This window comes from Microbacterium dauci (genome assembly GCF_030065535.1).
GTDB classification, from domain to species: Bacteria; Actinomycetota; Actinomycetes; order Actinomycetales; family Microbacteriaceae; genus Microbacterium; species Microbacterium dauci.
On sequence record NZ_JASJND010000002.1, the window covers coordinates 1 to 17,179 of the forward strand.

Consider the following 17,179-nt stretch of genomic DNA (forward strand, 5'->3'; position numbering starts at 1 on the left):
GGGCCCCGCGGGGGGGGGGGGGGCGCCCCCCCCCCCGCGGCGGGGGGGGGGGGGGGGCCCGCCCGGGGGCCCCCCCCCACCACCAGATCAGCAGCAGGGTCACGACGAAGCCGGCGAACTGGTTGAGCCAGAGAAAGCGGTCCCAGCCGCGCGTCACTGACGCGGCATCCGCATCGGCGACCGACCGGTAGGGCCAGAGGGTCCAGAGGTACGGCAGGATCACCACCGCGGCGAGCGGTCCCGGCCACGCGGCGCCGAGGACGACGACCCCCGACAGTGCGTAGCAGGTGAGCGCGAAGCGCACGGTCCAGGCGCCGCCGCGGACCGTCGCGATCGACGCGATCCCCGCCTCGCGGTCGGCGACCACATCCTGGACGGCGCCGAACGCATGCGAGGCGACGCCCCACAGGGCGAACGCGGCGATCACCGCGACGAGGGGCCACGACCACGCGGCATCCGCGAGCACCAGGCCGTAGACGGCGGGGGAGAAGAAGTGGATGCTGCTGGTCACCGAGTCGGCGAATGGGCGTTCCTTCGTCCGCAGTGGCGGCGCGCTGTAGGCGACCACCGCGAGCATGCTGAGACCCAACACGAGCCAGGACTGCGGCGAGCCGGCGGCGACGAGGAACACCAGGAACGGCGTGCACAGGAGTGCCGACGCCCACAGCGTCGGTCGGTGGAGCGCCGGATCGAGGATCGCGCCGTGCGCGCCGCCCTTGCGGGGGTTCCGGAGATCGGACTCGTAGTCGAACACGTCGTTGATCCCGTACATCGCGACGTTGTAGGGGATGAGGAAGAAGAGGGTCCCGATGACGAGGATGAGATCGATCTCGCGCGTCGTCACCAGATAGGCGGCGGCGAACGGGTACGCGGTGTTGATCCAGCTGACCGGCCGCGATGACAGGAGCAGGCGTCGCGCGAACGTGATGCCGTTCATCGTGCCGGCTCCCGCGGCGTGAGCAGCGTGAAGAGCGCGGGCACGGCGAAGGCGGCGCAGATCGGATACGCGAAGTCCTCGATGGGGGCCAGGCCGATGCGGATGCCGCTGATCAGGTGCTCCGGGTACGTGAAGAGGTCGGCGGCGATCATGAGGTTGTCGAACACCGCGGTGAGGATGACGAGCACGCCGGCGGCGATCGCGGAGGCGCGCATGCGCGACCCGAATCGCGGGCGCCTGATCGTCGCGAGCGTCAACGCTGCGGTGAGGAGCGCGAACGGGATGACGATGAGGGGGTAGGTCACGGCGCGTCCGCCTTCCGCAGCCGACCCCGTACGGCCGCCGACCACACGACGAGCGCGAGATAGCTCAGGAACGCGAGGAAGACCGGTTCCTCGATCGGCAGGTGCGGGGCGAGATCGATGCCGAGGAGCAGCGGACTGTCGCCGCGGACGAAGACGCCGGTGGCGATGCCGACGGCGTCCCACGCCAGGAAGAAGACGGTGCCGGCGACGACGGCGACGGTCGACCGGATCGGCGCCACCGGCATCGCGAGGCGGTGGCGTACGTCGAGCGCGGCGATGCCCGCTGCCGAGATCGCCAGGAAGAGCAGATACAGCCCCGGCATTTCAGCCCTCCGCGCGCTCGGGCACGGAAAGCCTGCCGGTGCCGGTGTCGCCGTCCATCAGCTTCACGACGAGCTCCGCCGAGATGAGGCACATCGGCAGCCCGACGCCGGGGAGAACCGAGTGCCCGGCGTAGTGGAGGTTCTCGAGGGCGGAGCGGTTGCCAGGGCGGAACATCGCCGACTGCCGCAGCGTGTGCGCAAGTCCCAGGGCACCGCCTCGGAAGGCGCCGAAGTCGGCGGCGAAGTCCGCGGGGGAGATGGTGCGACGCACCCGGATCCGCTCCGCGAGGTCCGGGATGCCGGTCCAGGAGGCGATCTGCGCGATGACGGCATCCGCGGCCGCCTCGATGAGCGGGTCACCTGCGCCGTCCTCGCCGCCGTGTCCGAGCTCGGGGGCTGCGGGCATGGGGACGAGCACGAAGAGGTTCTCGTGTCCGGCGGGCGCCACCGTGGCATCCGTCGCGCTCGGCCGGCAGATGTAGAGGGATGCCGGGTCGGGGATGACCGGGTTGCTGCGGGCTTCGGCGCCGAAGATGGCGTCGAAGCCGGTCGCCCAATCGGCGGTGAAGAGCAGCGTGTGGTGTGCGAGCTGGGGGAGTTCGCCCTCGACGCCGAGGAGCAGGAGGAGCGCACCGGGTGAGGAGACCCGCGTGTCCCACCACCGGTCGGAGCGCGTGCGCGATTCGGACGGGAGGAGCAGCTGCTCGGTGTGGTGCATGTCCGCTGTGGAGACGACGTGGTCGGCTTCGATGATCTCGCCGTCCGCCAACTGGACGCCCAAGGTTCGATCGCCGTCGGTGAGGATGCGGGTCACCCGCGCGTCGGTGCGGATGTGCACACCGCGTGCGGTCGCAAGACGAGCGACGGCTGCGATGACCTCGGTGAAGCCTCCGCGCGGGTACCGGACACCGTCGTCGAGGTCGAGATGACTCATGAGGTGGTAGAGGCTCGGCGCCTCGTATGGCGACGTGCCGAGGAACACCGCCGGGTACTCGAGGATCTGCCGGAGGAGCGGATCGTCGAATCGCTGCTCCACGTGGCGGGCGAGCGAGCGGGCGAGCAGCGGCGCGAGCGTCGGGAGCCGCCGCAGCACGTCGCGGTGTGCGAGCCCGGCGAGCGACGTGTAGGGGTCGTACAGGAACCGCGACACGGCGAGGTCGTACACCTCGGCGGCCGAGTCGAGATAGGCCTCGAGTCGCGCGCCGGCGCCGGGCTCGCGCGCCTCGAACGTCGCGACCGCCGATGCGCGGCCGGAGACGATGTCGATGGGCTCCGGCTCGCCTTCGCCGTAGACCCGGTAGGCGGGCTGGAGATCGACGAGATCGAGTTCCGCGTCGGTGGTGGTGCCGAGCAGCTCGAAGAAGTGGTCGAACACCTCGGGCATGAGATACCAGCTCGGTCCGGTGTCGAACCGGAACCCGTCTCGCTCCCACGAGCCGGCGCGACCCCCGATCGCCGGAAGCGCTTCGAGGACGACGACCTCGTCACCACGATCCGCGCGGAGCGCCGCGACAGCCAGTCCGGTGATCCCCGCGCCGATGACGGCGACGCGGCTCATCGTGCGCGCCGTTCCACAGCCACGCGGACGGCCGCCCGGAGCGCGATCGCCGCCTTCGCGGCATCCGGCACCCGCACTCGCCCGTTGGGCTCGTCGCAAGCTCGCAGGCGCATCGCGAGCGACGCGAACAGGTCATGCGCCGCCCAGACCGCAGCTCGGCAGTCCGCTGGGAGTCGGGGGATCGTCATCGCGGCTGCGGCGAGATCGGCGTCGATCCGATCGAGGACGGCGACGCGGTCGGCTGCCCCGTCGACGCCGAGATAGTCGCGACCGAGCCTCCCGGCGTCGTCGGCGACATCGCGCAGGAAGTTGACGTCCTGGAACGCCGCGCCGAGGCGACGCGCACCGCCGACGAGCTCGGCGGGCGCGGCGATCGGCGCGTCCGGCCTGCCCGCGTTCACGAAGACCTGCAGACACATGAGCCCGACGACCTCGGCTGAACCGTAGACGTACGTGTCGTGCGATGCGTCGTCGTGGTCGGTGCGCTCGAGGTCGGTGCGCATCGACGCGAAGAACGGTGTCACGAGGTCGGGCCCGATGCCGCATGCGCGTGCCACGAGGGCGAAGGCGTGCACGACGAGGTTGGCGCTGAACCCGCTCGCCATGGCGTCGAGCGTCTCGATCTCGAGGGCGTCGAGCGCCGTGCGCTGCGCAGGCGCCGCGAGGCCGGCTTCTTCGGCGGCGCCGTCGACGATCTCGTCGGCGACCCGGACGAGCGCGTACACGGTGCGGACGTCACCGCGCACCCGCGGGCCGAGCAGGCGGGTCGCGAGCCCGAACGAGGTCGAGTAGGCGCGGATGACGGATGCCGCCGCCGCCCGGGCCGTGTCGTCGTAGAGCGACGCGGTCATCGGGGGATCCGCCGGTCGACGGCGTCGGCGAGGGTCTCGAGCAGTTGGTGCGCGGCGGCGGGCAGTGCCGCGGCATCCGCGCGGGTGCGCGCCCGATCGAGGGTCGTCCGGATGAGCTCGACGGTGCGTTCCCGTGCGCCGCTCGCGGTGAGCTCGTGCTGGGCGCGCCGGATCGCGATGGGGCCCGTGGGTGCGAGCGCGAGGGCGGATGCCACTTGCGGCCACGCCTCGCTCTCGGCGGCCAGTGCGATCACCGGCGTGCGCTTGGAAGCGCGGAGGTCCGCGCCGGGTTCACGCCCGGCCTCGTCGCGGCTGCCGAACGTGCCGATGAGATCGTCGGCAAGCTGGAACGCGATGCCGATGTCGGCGCCGGCGGCTTCGAGCGCGGCGCGTTCGTCATCGGTCGCACCGGCGAGCAGCGCCCCGGCGGCGAGGGGCGCCTGGAACGAGTAAAAGGCGGTCTTGTCGCGGGCCGTGCGCAGGAGCGACTCGGTCGCCGGGAGGGCGTCGCCGATCGTCTGCTCGACATCTGCGAGTTCGCCTGCCGCCGAGACGAGCAGTGCGTCGTCGAGCAACACGAACAGTGCGGCGCGCTGCGGCGCGGCGACCGGTGCCGTCGCGATCAGCCGCGTCGCCTCGAACAGGAGCAGGTCGCCCGCGAGCACGGCTGCGGCGGCACCGAGCATGCCCGCCGCGTCGTCGTCACCGCCGCGTGCTCGCGCTCGGTCGCGAAAGGCACCCATGACGTTCGGGACGCCACGTCGTTCGACGTCACCGTCGATGAGGTCGTCGTGGACGACGAATGCGGCGTGGAGGAGTTCGAAAGCCGCGGCCACGCGCCAGAGCCCGGGAGCACGGGTGAGGTCACCGCCGAAAGCGCTGAACGCCGCGGCGACGAGCGCCGGCCGTACGCGCTTGCCCCCGGTGGCGGCCGCAGCGGTCGCGACGCCCAGGGCTCCGGCGGACTCGCCGAGCGCCGCCGAGCGGGCGCGAAGGCGCCCGAGCGCCAGTTCGAGGGCGTCGTCGATCTCGCGGTGGGCCACCGGCGGGAGCGGGATCATGACGCGACCCGCTGGGGGGCGCCGCCGAACACCGGGAGCTGGTCGGCTTGGAGGACGAGCCATGGGCTGAACGCCCACGGCGTCGCACGGAGCGAGGCGCCGAGCTCGCCGGGGTCGACCCAGCGGTACTCGATCGCCTCGTCGGGGTTCGGGGTCGGTTCGCTCACCGCACGTGCGGTGTACACCGGGCAGATCTCGTGCTCGACGATGCCCGATGCGTCGACCGCGCGATATCGGAACAGCGGCAGGACGAGCTCGAGCCGATCGATCGTCATCCCGAGCTCGTGCTCGGCACGACGATGCACGGCGTCGGGCACCGATTCCGCGGGTGCGGGGTGGCCGCAGAAGGAATTCGTCCAGACGCCGGGCCATGTCGACTTCCCGAGCGCGCGGCGCGTGACGAGCACATCGCCGGCTTCGTTGAAGACGTGGCAGGAGAATGCGAGGTGGAGCGCTGTCGCGGCGCCATGCACACTTGCCTTCGGGGCCGTGCCGATTTCGCGCCCGTCCTCATCCACCAGGACGACCTGTTCGACTGATGACATTCTCACCTCGTTTATTGCTAGATTATCTAGCGACATTCGTCATCGTACTCACGGAAACGAAGGGTGTCCAACAGTGCACGACGACACGGCGCAGGACTCGGAGCGACTCGCGCTCGTGCTCAGAGCGCTCGAATCCGTGCAGACGTTCTCGGATGCGATGGATCGCATGTACGCCGGGATGCGCGGCGACATGGACATGAATACGACCGACCTCGCCGCGATTCGCATGCTCGTCATCCGGGAGCGTCACGGCGAGGTGGTGAAGCCCCATGACATCGCGCGACACCTTGCGATCTCCACCGCATCGACGACCAAGCTCCTCGATCGGCTCTCTGCCGGGGGATATCTTCGGCGGGAAGCACACCCCGACGACCGCAGGTCGCGGATCGTGGTGTTGACGGATGCCGCCCGCGCCGAGTTCTTCCGCCACTTCGGCGCACGTCTCGGCGCGATGCGCGAGGTGATGACCGCCTTCGACGACGCGGAACTGCGGACGGTCGTGCGGTTCCTCGCGGACATGGAAGTCGCGATGCTCGAGCCCTGATGCCGGCAGTCGACGCGCACCACGAGGGCGGCGACGGCGTCAATCGGACATGCAGAAGGCCCCGGATCTCGCGATCCGGGGCCTTCCGTTTGTTGCGGGGACAGGATTTGAACCTGCGACCTCTGGGTTATGAGCCCAGCGAGCTACCGAGCTGCTCCACCCCGCGGCACAAGAGAAAACTCTAGCACGTGGTTCGGGCGTGGTCGAACCGAGGTCGTCCGCCGGGAGTGTCCCAGCGCGTGTGACCGGGTGGGTCGACGCCCGCGGCGCGGGTGCGGCATCCTGGAACCACCGCCCGCGCAGCACAACGCCGAACGTCCCGAGGAGCACCATGACCGACACGTCGATCGGCGTCGCCGTCGCGCAGTTCGCGCCGAGCGCCGACGAAGCCGCGAACCTCGACGCGATCGCCGAGCTCGCCGAGCGCGCGGCGTCGCGGGGTGCCAAGGTCGTGGTGTTCCCCGAGTACTCCAGCTACTTCGTCGATCCCTTCGACGCGTCGCTCCGCGAGCGCGCGCAGGGGGTGGACGGCCCATTCGCAGCGGCACTGGCGGCACTGGCGTCCCGGCTGGACATCCATGTCGTCGCGGGTCTCCTGGAACGCGCGAGTGACGGCGACCGGGTGCGGAACACCGTGATCGCCGTCGGCCCCGGCGGGGTCGTGGCGACGTATCGGAAGCTTCACCTGTACGACGCGTTCGGGCAGCGCGAGTCCGACTGGGTCGAGCCGGGTGTCATCGCCGCGCCCGAGACCTTCGACGTGAGCGGAGTCCGGTTCGCCCTCATGACCTGTTACGACCTCCGGTTCCCCGAGGTGGCTCGGCTGCTCGCCGACACGGGCGCCCACGCCGTCCTGGTGGCGGCGGAGTGGGTTCGCGGGCCGCTTAAGGAGCACCACTGGCGGACGCTCCTGCATGCGCGTGCGATCGAGAACACGCTGTACGTGGCCGGCGCCGATCACCCGCCGCCGCTCGGCGTCGGGCACTCCCTCGTCATCGATCCGCAGGGTGTGCAGATCGCAGCCGTCGGGACGGGCACCGATGTCGCAGTCGCCCATGTCGACCCCGCGGCGGTCGAGCGGGTTCGCCGCGTGAACCCCGCACTCGAGCTGCGTCGCTTCGGCGTCGTTCCGCGCGACTGACGCCTCCGCTGAACATCGGTCAGCGAGCGGATGCCGCCAACCGAGCCGATGCGGCTTCGATGACCTCCGTGCGCTTGCACGCGGCGAAGCGGACGAGGGTGGCGTAGTCACGGCGATGCTGCCGCGACACGAACGCGGTGAGCGGAATGGCTGCGACGCCGATCCGCGCCGGGAGCGTGCGGCAGAAGTCGGAGGCATCCTCACCGTCCGCGAGCAACGCCGACGCATCGGCGACCGTGAAGTACGACCCTGCCGGATTGGAGACCGTGAATCCCGCGGCAGTCAGTCCGGCACCGAGCAGGTCGGCGCGCAGGCGTTGGGTGGCGGCGAGGTCTTGGAAGTACTCGTCGGGAAGGCGGAGTCCGGCCGCGATGGCCGGCTGGAACGGCGCCCCGTTCACATAGGTCAAGAACTGCTTCACAGCCAGCACCGCATCGATGAGCGCGGCGGGTCCGGTGATCCAACCCACCTTCCAGCCGGTGGTGCGGAAGGTCTTGCCGCCGGAGGAGATCGAGAGCGTCCGCTCGGCGGCATCTGGGAGGGTCGCGATCGGGACGTGCGGCCCGTCGAGCACGAGGTGCTCGTAGACCTCGTCGGTCACGATGAGGGCGTCATGGTGGTGCGAAAGTCGGACGATCTCCCGGCGCACATCGTCGGAGAAGACGGTGCCGGTCGGGTTGTGCGGGTCGTTCACGACGATCAGCCGGGTCCTGTCCGAGACGGCTGCCCGCAGATCGTCGAGATCGGGTTCCAGATTCGGCCAACGCAGCGGTACCGGCACGAGCGTCGCGCCGGCGAGCGCCACGCACGCGGCGTACGAGTCGTAGTAGGGCTCGAACACCACGACCTCGTCGTCGGGGCCGTCGATGAGGGCGAGCAACGTCGCCGCGAGCGCTTCGGTCGCCCCCGCAGTCACGAGCACCTGCCGCGCAGGGTCGATCTCGAGGCCGTACCAGCGCTGCTGGTGCTCGGCGACGGCGGCGAGCAATTCGGCGTGGCCGCGACCGGGGGAGTACTGGTTCACGCCGGCGCGGATGGCCGCTGTGGCGGCATCCAGCACCTCCTGCGGCCCGTCCTCGTCGGGGAAGCCCTGCCCGAGATTGATGGCGTCGTGCGCGACGGCCAGCGCGGTGATCTCCGCGAAGATCGTCGGCGAAGCCGTCCCGTCGGGTTCGAGGAGGCCGGCACCGCGCGCCGCGCGTTGCCAGGCACCGGGGATGTGCAGCACCGCCCCAGATTACAGGCGGGTCTGGGGCGGCTCCGCACGGACGCATAGGCTGATCGGAGGGCCGACATAGCTGATCCACAGAGTGGCGCTGCACGCTGGAAACGCCTCGAAGAAGGAGCATCCCATGAGCGAACCGCACACCCCCGGTGCGAACGAGTCCGGCGCCGCCGGCCACACCGGCCCCACCGACTCGACCGCGAATGACACGGCCGCGAACAGCGCCGCCCCGAACGCCCAAACCACCCCGGTGCCCGGCGCTGAACACGCCGCGGTGCCGCCGCGCCCTCCGCTGCCGCAGACGTCCAGCTTCGCTGCCGCTCCGACCCAGCCGCACGGATACGGGTGGGCAGGACAGGCCCCCGGTCAGCCGTTGCACGAGCAGCCCGAGCCCGAGGCGGCTGAGCCGTCCACCGACGCGAAGGTCGGTGCCGGAAAGATCGTCGCGGTCCTCGTCGCGGCAGCGATCGTCGGTTCGGTGTCGGGACTCGGCGGTGCCTTCATCGGCTCGTCGATGTTCGAGAGCTCGAGCGGCACCGTCGTCCAGTCGACGCCGCAGAACGTGACGGTCAATGACACCGACTCGGTGAATCAGACGACCGGCATCGCCGCGAAGACGCTGCCGAGCGTCGTCACGATCTCGGCATCCTCTTCGGACGGCGGGGGCACCGGGTCCGGTGTGGTCTTGTCGGAGGACGGCTACGTTGTCACCAACACCCACGTCGTCACCCTGGACGGCGCGACCAGTGCGCCGACGCTGCGGGTCACCACGTCCGACGGCAAGGTGTACGACGCAGAGATCGTGGGCACCGACCCGATGTACGACCTCGCGGTGATCAAGCTCGAGGACGCGTCGGGTCTGCAGCCGATCGAGTTCGCGGACTCGTCCTCGTTGAACGTGGGCGACACGACAGTCGCCGTCGGTGCGCCGCTCGGGCTCTCCAACACGGTCACGACCGGGATCGTCAGTGCGCTGAACCGGTCGATCCAGATCGCCTCCTCGGCTGTCCCCGACAGCGGTGAGCAGGAAGACGACCAGCAGGGCGGGCAGTCCCCGTTCGAGTTCGACTTCGGCCAGGGACAGGGCCAGAGCGGTTCGACCGGCACGATCTCGATCGCGGTCATCCAGACCGATGCGGCCATCAACCCGGGCAACTCGGGCGGTGCACTCGTCGATGACGAGGGCAAGCTGATCGGCGTCAACGTCGCCATCGCGACGGCCGGGGGCACGTCGTCGAGCGAGGCGGCCGGCTCCATCGGTGTCGGGTTCTCGATCCCGTCGAACGTCGTTGAGCGGATCGCGAACGAGCTCATTGACTCCGGCGAGGCCACCCACGGCCTCCTCGGCGCGATGGTCGGCAACGCCGCGGACGCCGAGGGCAGCTCCACGACGGGTGCGCTGATCAGCGAAGTCACCGACGGAGGCGCAGCGGCCGCGGCCGGCCTGCGAGCCGATGACGTGGTGACCGAGTTCAACGGTGTGCCGATCGCAGATGCGACCGACCTCACCGCGCAGGTCCGCGCACTCGCTGCCGGCGCCGACGCGTCGCTCGTCTACGTCCGAGACGGCGAGACGCTCTCGGCCGATGTGACGCTCGGTGAACTGACCGACTGAGTCGGCGGAGGAGACCCAGGGTTCCGACCCCACCCCGCGATAGGCTCGCGGGGTGGGGTCGTTCTCGTTCCGGTCGGGCAATGCCGCCCAGCTGCTCCGCATTCCGTTGCACCTCCTCGGTGCTGCAGTGACGACGGTCATCCCTCGGGTCCCCGGCACGTGGGTCTTCGGTTGCGCCACCGGCGTCGGCGAGGGTGCGCTCGCGGTGTGGCACGAAGCGGATGCCGCCGGCGTGCAGTCCGTCTGGCTCGTGGCGTCGGCCGACGAAGCAGCGGATGCCGCGCGGCGTGGCATCCGCTCGGCATCGAAGCGAGGGCTGCGCGGCTTCTGGCTGACTGCCCGGGCCCAGGTCGTCGTCGTGACCCACGGCGCCGGCGACGTGAACCGATATGCGACGCGTGGGTCGTTCCTGGTGCAGCTGTGGCACGGGATCCCGCTGAAGCGCCTGGGACTGGACTCGCCGGCGACCGCCCGCAGCCCGCTCCCGATCCCCGGACTCGCGCGTCTGCTCCGCGCCGCGTACCGGCGAACGCAGCGGCGGATCCGGCTGCTGCCGGCAGCGTCGCACCTCGTGCGAGGTCGCCTCGAGTCGGCCTTCGGCTTGGACGACGCGCGCGTTCCGGTGACCGGCGAACCGCGGACGGATGTCCTGCTCGCGGGGTCGCCCGACGAGCGCCGCGCCGCCGCTCGCGAGCAGCTGCATCGGCTGGTCGGTGACCTGGGCGAGCGACCGGTCGTGCTCTACGCGCCCACGTGGCGCGATGGTGCGCCCGACCCTGCGGTGCCCTCGGCCGCGGAGTGGTCGGCGATCCTCGACGTGCTCCGCGCAGCGGATGCCACGCTGCTCGTCCGGTCGCACCCCCTCGGCGCGGGCGACTACGCACCCCCGGCGTCGACGGACCTCGTGCGCGCGTTGCCTGCGTCGCTGCTCGCGGACGTGACGCCGGTGCTGCCCGCGATCGACGTACTCGTCACCGACTACTCGTCGCTCGCCTTCGACACCGCGCTGCTCGAGATGCCGGTCGTGTACCTCGCGCCCGACGTGGCCGCGTACGCGCGCGAACGGGGCTTCTACGGGCGCTACCGCGATGTCGCCGGTGACGGCGTCGCCACCGACTGGACCGCCGCGGCGTCGCAGATCGCCGCGGTGCTGACCGACCCGAGCGAGGCGGCGCGGCGCCGCGCCCTCGCCCGCGGGGTGAGCGAGAGGGTGCATGCGTTCCGCGACGGGCGCAGCGCGGCGCGCGTGACCGCCGCGATCCTGCAGGCGTCTCGAGGAGGACGACGATGATGCAACTCGAGTTCACGGCGGGTGCCGTGCCGATGCTCGTGGTCACCGCTGACGGCTTTCGGCCGACCTCCGTCGCGTTGCAGGGGCGGCGTGCGATCGCTGTCGGCTCGGTGTCCGCGACCGGTGACACATGGCGTGCCAAGGTTCCGCTGCACGTGTCGCGCTGGGGCGGTCCGGTGTTGCCACTGCCGAGCGGACGCTACGAGCTCATGCTCGACGGCGCGCCCACCGAGATCGCGACGTCGCACCCGCGGGTCGCGCTCGGGGAGATGGATGCCGAGGTCGTCGACGGGCGCGTCAGCGTGTCGGCGCCCGCGGACGACGCGCCACTGCCGCCACGCGGCATCCTCGACCGCGTCCTTGGGCCGCGTGGATTCGGTCCGCTCCGCGACACGGTGTTCTTCGAGAGCTTCTACGGTCGCAACGCGAGCTGCAATCCGCGGGCGATCGATGCCGAGCTCGCGCGGCTGGCGCCGGACGTGACCCGGTATTGGAGCGTCGTCGATCACTCGGTCGCGGTGCCCGACGGCGCCGTCCCGGTCATCGAGGGGAGTGCGGCCTGGCATCGGGCGCGATCCACATCGCGGTTGCTGGTCGTGAACGACTGGCTCCGGCACGGGTTCGTGCGTCGCCGCGGGCAGCGGGTGTTGCAGACCTGGCACGGCACACCGCTGAAGCGTCTCGCGCTGCACCGGGCGGGCTTCGATCCGCGTCGATCGGTCGCGATCGTCCGCGAGAGCCTGCGGTGGAGCGTGCTGCTCGCGCAGAACCCGTTCGCGGCCGGCATCCTCGCGCGTGCCTACGCGTTCGTCGGTCGCCCGGTGTGGGTCGAGGGGTACCCGCGCAACGATGTGCTCATCGACGGGGACGGTCGGGCAGTCCGCGACGCCCTCGGTATCGATCACGAGCAGCGCGTCCTCCTCTACGCTCCGACGTGGCGCGACGACCGCGAGCAGATGGTCGACTTTCTCGACGTGGAGCGGTTGGCACGCGATGTTGACGCGGTCGTCCTCGTGCGCGGCCACTCTCGGACGCTGATCCCCGGCACCGACGCGCGCGGCGCCCGGGTGATCGACGTGACGGGGTACCCCGACATCGCCGAACTCCTGCTCGTCGCGGACGGGCTCATCACCGACTACTCCTCGGTCATGTTCGACTACAGCGCCACCGGCAAACCGATCTACGTGTTCGCCCCCGACCTCGAGCACTACCGCGGCGAACTGCGCGGGTTCTACTTCGACCTCGCCGAGCGCGTTCCAGGCCCGATGACGGCGACGCATGACGAACTCACGGCTGCGTTGACGGATGCCGCGGTGCCGACCCGGTTCGCCGAGCGGGCCGCCGCGTGGCGGGCGCGATTCAACGCCCGGGACGACGGTCGAGCCGCGGAGCGCGTCGTCGCACGTCTGCTCGACCAGGGGATGATCCGTAGCGGTCGTTGAGCGAGCGAAGCGAGACGAAACGCTCGTCCTGAGGAGATGCCTGAATTGAGGCGATGCCTGAATTGAGGAAGATGTCAGGGCAGCGGCGTGTTGCGCACGAGCCGTGAGGTGTCCACGGTGCCGCGCGCACCGCGGAGGATGCCGCCGAGGAAGCCGAGCCCCCACGCGAGGTGCATCGACGGCAGCACGACCGCGAACCACGCGCGCTCGGCGAGCGGCGCCTTGACTGCGGCGGAGATGACGATGACCGTCGCGGTGTAGACGGCGAGCGGGGCGTAGACGACCGAGGCGATGACGGCAGCGACCCCCGTCAGGACGCCGAGCGCCTGCAACACGCCGACGATGGCCGCGAGACCCGTGTTCACGACGAGGCCCGGGGGAGCGAAGAACCGAAGCGAGTTTCGACGCCCGAAGCGGCGGACGAGTTCCCCCCGCCACGTACCGGTGGCCATGAATTGACGGACCAGACGACCCCAGCGCTCACGCGGCCAGTAGGTGACCGCGAGCCGCGGGTCGAACCAGACGCGATAGCCCGCGGCCCTGATCCGGAGGTTGAGCTCCCAGTCCTCGCCCCGACGGATCGTCTCGTCGAACATGCCGACCTCGCGCAGCACGTCGGCGCGCATCACCCCGAGGTACGCCGACTCGGCCGGGCCCTCAACGGCTCCGCCGTGATACGCACCTCCGCCGAGGCCGATTCGTGAGTTGTACGCTCGCGCGACGGCCCGCTGGAAGGGCGTCCGGCCGTCGGCGCGCATCACGCCACCCACGTTCGCAGCTTTCACACGATCGAGCGTCGCGAGCGCCTGGCGGGTGTAGCCGGGCTCGAGTTCGGAGTGCGCGTCGACTCGCACGATCGTCCCGTACGCGGCGGCGGCGATCGCGAGGTTGAGACCGACGGGGATATCGGCGCGCGGGTTGTGGATCACCCGCACACGTTGGTCGGCGGCGGCGATCCGCTCGGCCAATTCGGTGGTCCCGTCGGTGGAGGGGGCGAGTGCGAGCAGCAGCTCGGTCGGACCATCGACCTCCTGTTCGAGCACGCTCTCGACGGCGCGCGCGAGGTAGTCGACCTCGTTGAGGACGGGCATCACGTACGTCACCCCGGGCGCCGGGACAGAGGCATCCCGCGGAGCCGGGCGAACGTCGTGCATCCGTCGATCATGTCACGTGGACGAAGGTGAACCGCCGGTAAACTGGAGGGATGATCGCGATCGCCGACCTCCGAAAGGTGCGCGCGCTCGTCGCCAAGGCACTCGCCAACCGCCTGGCCGTCAGGGATGTCCGTCACCGCCTCGCGCGGACCGTGCCGCACCGCGCCGATCACTTCCGCGTCGCGGTCTACTTCGCCGACGGCGACGTGAACATGTACCAAGTACGGCAGTGGTACAAGCCGCTGCAGCAGCTCGCGGCATCGTGGCCCGTCGTGGTCCTCAGTCGGAATCCGACCGGTGCCCTCGCGCTCCTCGAGGACGCCGGACTGCCCGTCGCGTTCGTCCCCACCGTCCGCGACCTCGAGTCGTACATCGCCACGCAGGACATCCGCGTCGTGCTCTACGTGAACCAGAACACGAAGAACTTCCAGATGTTCCGGTACGGGCACCGCTGGCACGTCTTCATCAACCACGGCGAGTCCGACAAGATGTACATGACCACGAACCAGTTCAAGGCGTACGACTACGCACTGATCGCAGGGGATGCCGCGCGGTCGCGGCTGTCACGGGTGTTGTGGAACTACGACCTCGACGCACGCACGATCCAGATCGGACGACCGCAGGCGGATCACTTCTCGGGTGACCTGCCGTACACGCCAGACGACCGCGTCGTGGTGCTCTACGCACCCACGTGGGAGGGCGATCGCCCGTCTGCCTTCTACGGCTCGATCCGCTCTCACGGTGAGGCCCTCGCCGAAGCGGTACTCGCCTCGCCGCGGCACCGGCTCGTCTACCGGCCGCATCCACGCTCGGGCGTCGTCGACGACGAGTACGGGGCCGCCCACCGCCGGATCGTCGCAGCGATCGAGGCGGCCAACGCAGCTGATCGTTCGGCGCAGCACGTCTACGACAACGGGCCAGAGCTCGGCTGGCAGCTCTCTGCGGCAGACGTGGCGGTCGTCGACATCTCGGCAATGGTCTACGACCGTCTCGCGGCAGGTCTGCCGCTCATGGTCACGCGTCCGGTCGCGCCCGAGGCGACGGTCGACACCGGGGGATACCTGAGCGATGCCGAGTGGCTCGACGCGGGGACGCCTGAGCAGCAGCTCGCCGCCGTCGAACGCGTGCGCACCGACCCCGATGCCGTCTCGCGGCTCGAACACTGGGTGCGCCACTACTTCGGTGACACGGCCCCGGGGGCGGCATCCGCTCGGTTCCACGACGCGATCGCGCGGCTCATGCTCGAGTGGGACCGCTGGCACGCGACGACCGCGGATGCGCCGGCCGACGAGGCCGAAGAGGCCGAGCTCGACGAGGACTGACCCTCGTCAGGACCCCATCGCGATGAACGCGGCGACGGCGGATGCCGCCGCGATCAGCAGCGCGATGCCGACGAGCGCGGCGTGGACGAGCAGGAAGCGCGTCGGGCGGCCGTCCTCGGTGCGGGCGCGCGGGTCGCGCGAGACGCGGCGGAAGAAGCTCGGCCAGACGAGCACGTTGAACGCAGCGCCCACGAGGAGCAGCACGATGAGGAGCGTGGTCACTGCTCGAGCCTAGGCGCCTCGCCGGGTGCGCGGCGGCGCAGCCGACCGAGCGCTCGGGCCCCGCTCCGTTCGATCGGGTTCGCGCCAGGTGCGGGTTCGAGGTCGGCGGGGAAGTCCACTGGCGGCTGCCCGAATGCGCGCCGCGCGCCGACGACGACGCGACGACCGAGGATGTGGTTGCCGGTGCCGCCGATCACGGCGCCGACGCCGAACGGGAGCGCCTTGCCGATGATCGAGGCGCTGCCCTGCGCCGCGAACCGGCGGATGAACGCATTCTTCAGCCGGTCGACGAGCGGTCCGACCATCGCGCGGGGGAGCGACGACGTGACGAGGTCACCCCAGTATGCAGACCGTGCCGGCCCGGACCCGCCGGCCTGGCGTGCGAACTGCGAGACGAGGTCGACGCCCTCCTTGCCGACCATCAGGGTGAGCACGAGCGCGCGAGCCCGATCGGGGTTCTCGACCGGGATGCCGTGGAGTTCAGAGAGCGACTGCGCGAACATCGCCGTTGCCTCGAGGAAACCCACGGTCTCGACCCCGCTGAGCGCGAGCGTCACGCCCGTGCCGATGCCGGGGATCACCGCGGTCGCGCCGACTGCCGCGCCGCCGGTGGTGACTGCGGCCAAGTACCGGCGTTCGAGGATGCGGGAGATCTCGGCTGTGCTCGCGTCGGGATGACGGAGTCGGATGCCGCGCAAGTGTGCGACGACCAGCGGACGCTGGACTGCGAGGACGCGGTCGAGCGCGCGGATTGCACGGGGGTGCTCCGGAGAACCCACCGGCGGCAGCCCACCGTTCCACGGTGCGTCGTCGGGGAGGGAGTGGATGCGCGGTACCTCGGTCATGACACGGCGATGCTATTGGGCACCGCTGAGCGGGCGCTGTGCGGCGCCACGCCCATCAGGTGCGTGCGTCAGACGTACAGGTTGGCGCGCTCGAGGTCTTCGGCGAAGTCGACCTCGACGGCGTACAGGTCCGAGATGTCGAGCGGCTGGACGCGCACGCCATTCTCGGCGATCGCGAGCTCGATGCCGCGCTCAAAGTAGTCCTGGTCGTCGACGCGTCCGAGCTGCGCGATGAGCGCGGGCTTGTCGGCGCGCGAAATGTAGTTGATGCCCACGGCTTCGCCGAGGCCACCGACGACGGTCTTCGAGAGCTCCGCGATGCTGCCGTCGGCATCGACGGTGTACTTGACTTCCTCGTCACTGACCTTCGACGTGTTGACGGTCACGAACGAGGTGTCTGCCTCGATGAGCGCGAGCGCGCGACCCAGGACGCGGGGGTCGAACACGACGTCGCCGTTCATCCAGAGCACGCCGCCCTTGCCCGTCGCCTTGAGGGCGCGCAGCAGGCTCTTGGACGTGTTCGTCTGGTCGTAACGGTCGTTGTAGACGTACTGCGCGTCGGGGAACGCGTCGACGATGGTCTCGGCGCGGTAGCCGACGACGGTGGTGATCTTGGCGGCCGGTCCGAAGGCGGCGCGGATGTTGTCGTGCTGCTGGCCCATGATGGTGCGGCCGTCGCTGAGTGCGGTGAGCGGCTTGGGGAGGCTGCGTCCGAGGCGCGAGCCCATGCCTGCGGCGAGGATGACGATCTGCGTGGTCACAGGTTCACTCCTGACGATCTGGTCACTGTCCGTTCAT

General features: G+C 70.5%; 18 protein-coding genes and 1 tRNA gene. 6 read left to right on the plus strand and 13 right to left on the minus strand.

The window, feature by feature from the left end; translation table 11 throughout:
• From QNI14_RS03475 to idi, 7 genes are all read right to left on the minus strand, one after another.
• The coding region (locus tag QNI14_RS03475) for a prenyltransferase (RefSeq protein WP_283714888.1) at positions 1-937 on the minus strand (937 nt) is incomplete at its 3' end.
• The gene (locus QNI14_RS03480; protein ID WP_283714890.1) at positions 934-1,242 is read right to left on the minus strand and encodes a lycopene cyclase domain-containing protein; all 309 of its coding nucleotides are present in this window, start codon (positions 1,240-1,242) and stop codon (positions 934-936) included. The genes QNI14_RS03480 and QNI14_RS03475, both read right to left, overlap by 4 nt.
• Positions 1,239-1,565 (minus strand): lycopene cyclase domain-containing protein, encoded by a 327-nt coding sequence (locus QNI14_RS03485; RefSeq protein ID WP_283714891.1) that lies wholly within the window; start codon positions 1,563-1,565, stop codon positions 1,239-1,241. Before QNI14_RS03485 ends, QNI14_RS03480 begins: the two co-directional genes overlap by 4 nt.
• A gap of 1 nt (position 1,566) precedes the next feature.
• Positions 1,567-3,123, minus strand: coding sequence for a phytoene desaturase family protein (gene crtI / locus QNI14_RS03490; RefSeq protein ID WP_283714892.1), 1,557 nt, complete (start codon positions 3,121-3,123; stop codon positions 1,567-1,569).
• Positions 3,120-3,974: a phytoene/squalene synthase family protein gene (locus tag QNI14_RS03495; RefSeq protein ID WP_283714894.1), complete on the minus strand. Its 855-nt coding sequence runs from the start codon at positions 3,972-3,974 to the stop codon at positions 3,120-3,122. Before QNI14_RS03495 ends, crtI begins: the two co-directional genes overlap by 4 nt.
• Positions 3,971-5,035, minus strand: coding sequence for a polyprenyl synthetase family protein (locus QNI14_RS03500; protein WP_283714895.1), 1,065 nt, complete (start codon positions 5,033-5,035; stop codon positions 3,971-3,973). Before QNI14_RS03500 ends, QNI14_RS03495 begins: the two co-directional genes overlap by 4 nt.
• The gene (gene idi, locus QNI14_RS03505; protein ID WP_283714896.1) at positions 5,032-5,580 is read right to left on the minus strand and encodes an isopentenyl-diphosphate Delta-isomerase; all 549 of its coding nucleotides are present in this window, start codon (positions 5,578-5,580) and stop codon (positions 5,032-5,034) included. The genes QNI14_RS03500 and idi overlap by 4 nt, the downstream gene beginning before the upstream one ends.
• A 73-nt stretch (positions 5,581-5,653) precedes the next feature.
• Between idi and QNI14_RS03510 the strand changes: the two genes are divergently transcribed.
• The gene (locus QNI14_RS03510) at positions 5,654-6,124 is read left to right on the plus strand and encodes a MarR family winged helix-turn-helix transcriptional regulator (RefSeq protein WP_430539238.1); all 471 of its coding nucleotides are present in this window, start codon (positions 5,654-5,656) and stop codon (positions 6,122-6,124) included.
• A gap of 92 nt (positions 6,125-6,216) precedes the next feature.
• Here the strand turns inward: QNI14_RS03510 and QNI14_RS03515 are convergent.
• Positions 6,217-6,290, minus strand: a tRNA-Met gene (locus tag QNI14_RS03515).
• 165 nt (positions 6,291-6,455) lie between these two features.
• Between QNI14_RS03515 and QNI14_RS03520 the strand changes: the two genes are divergently transcribed.
• A complete protein-coding gene (locus tag QNI14_RS03520) occupies positions 6,456-7,265 on the plus strand; it encodes a carbon-nitrogen hydrolase family protein (RefSeq protein ID WP_283714898.1) in 810 nt (269 codons plus the stop codon).
• 19 nt (positions 7,266-7,284) lie between these two features.
• Here the strand turns inward: QNI14_RS03520 and QNI14_RS03525 are convergent, their stop codons facing one another.
• Complete coding sequence (locus QNI14_RS03525; RefSeq protein ID WP_283714901.1) at positions 7,285-8,493, minus strand: aminotransferase class I/II-fold pyridoxal phosphate-dependent enzyme; 1,209 nt, start codon at positions 8,491-8,493, stop codon at positions 7,285-7,287.
• 124 nt (positions 8,494-8,617) lie between these two features.
• Between QNI14_RS03525 and QNI14_RS03530 the strand changes: the two genes are divergently transcribed.
• From QNI14_RS03530 to QNI14_RS03540, 3 genes are read left to right on the plus strand one after another with little or no spacing between them, the layout of a single operon-like run.
• Positions 8,618-10,105, plus strand: a complete 1,488-nt coding sequence (locus QNI14_RS03530) for a S1C family serine protease (RefSeq protein ID WP_283714903.1) — start codon at positions 8,618-8,620, stop codon at positions 10,103-10,105.
• A 52-nt stretch (positions 10,106-10,157) separates the two neighbouring features.
• The gene (locus QNI14_RS03535; protein WP_283714905.1) at positions 10,158-11,396 is read left to right on the plus strand and encodes a CDP-glycerol glycerophosphotransferase family protein; all 1,239 of its coding nucleotides are present in this window, start codon (positions 10,158-10,160) and stop codon (positions 11,394-11,396) included.
• Positions 11,393-12,838, plus strand: a complete 1,446-nt coding sequence (locus QNI14_RS03540; protein WP_283714906.1) for a CDP-glycerol glycerophosphotransferase family protein — start codon at positions 11,393-11,395, stop codon at positions 12,836-12,838. Before QNI14_RS03535 ends, QNI14_RS03540 begins: the two co-directional genes overlap by 4 nt.
• A 74-nt stretch (positions 12,839-12,912) precedes the next feature.
• On the opposite strand, the gene QNI14_RS03545 is transcribed toward QNI14_RS03540, so the two are convergent.
• The gene (locus tag QNI14_RS03545) at positions 12,913-13,992 is read right to left on the minus strand and encodes a glycosyltransferase (RefSeq protein WP_283714908.1); all 1,080 of its coding nucleotides are present in this window, start codon (positions 13,990-13,992) and stop codon (positions 12,913-12,915) included.
• Positions 13,993-14,042: 50 nt separating this feature from the next.
• Between QNI14_RS03545 and QNI14_RS03550 the strand changes: the two genes are divergently transcribed.
• Complete coding sequence (locus tag QNI14_RS03550) at positions 14,043-15,314, plus strand: hypothetical protein (protein WP_283714909.1); 1,272 nt, start codon at positions 14,043-14,045, stop codon at positions 15,312-15,314.
• 6 nt (positions 15,315-15,320) lie between these two features.
• On the opposite strand, the gene QNI14_RS03555 is transcribed toward QNI14_RS03550, so the two are convergent.
• The 3 genes from QNI14_RS03555 to QNI14_RS03565 all read right to left on the minus strand — a co-directional run bounded on the left by QNI14_RS03555 (position 15,321) and on the right by QNI14_RS03565 (position 17,142).
• Positions 15,321-15,536, minus strand: coding sequence for an SCO4848 family membrane protein (locus QNI14_RS03555; protein ID WP_283714911.1), 216 nt, complete (start codon positions 15,534-15,536; stop codon positions 15,321-15,323).
• Positions 15,533-16,381: a hypothetical protein gene (locus tag QNI14_RS03560; protein ID WP_283714912.1), complete on the minus strand. Its 849-nt coding sequence runs from the start codon at positions 16,379-16,381 to the stop codon at positions 15,533-15,535. Before QNI14_RS03560 ends, QNI14_RS03555 begins: the two co-directional genes overlap by 4 nt.
• 68 nt (positions 16,382-16,449) lie before the next feature.
• On the minus strand, positions 16,450-17,142 hold the full coding sequence (locus QNI14_RS03565; protein WP_283714914.1) for a phosphocholine cytidylyltransferase family protein: 693 nt from the start codon (positions 17,140-17,142) through the stop codon (positions 16,450-16,452).
• Positions 17,143-17,179 lie beyond the last annotated feature (37 nt).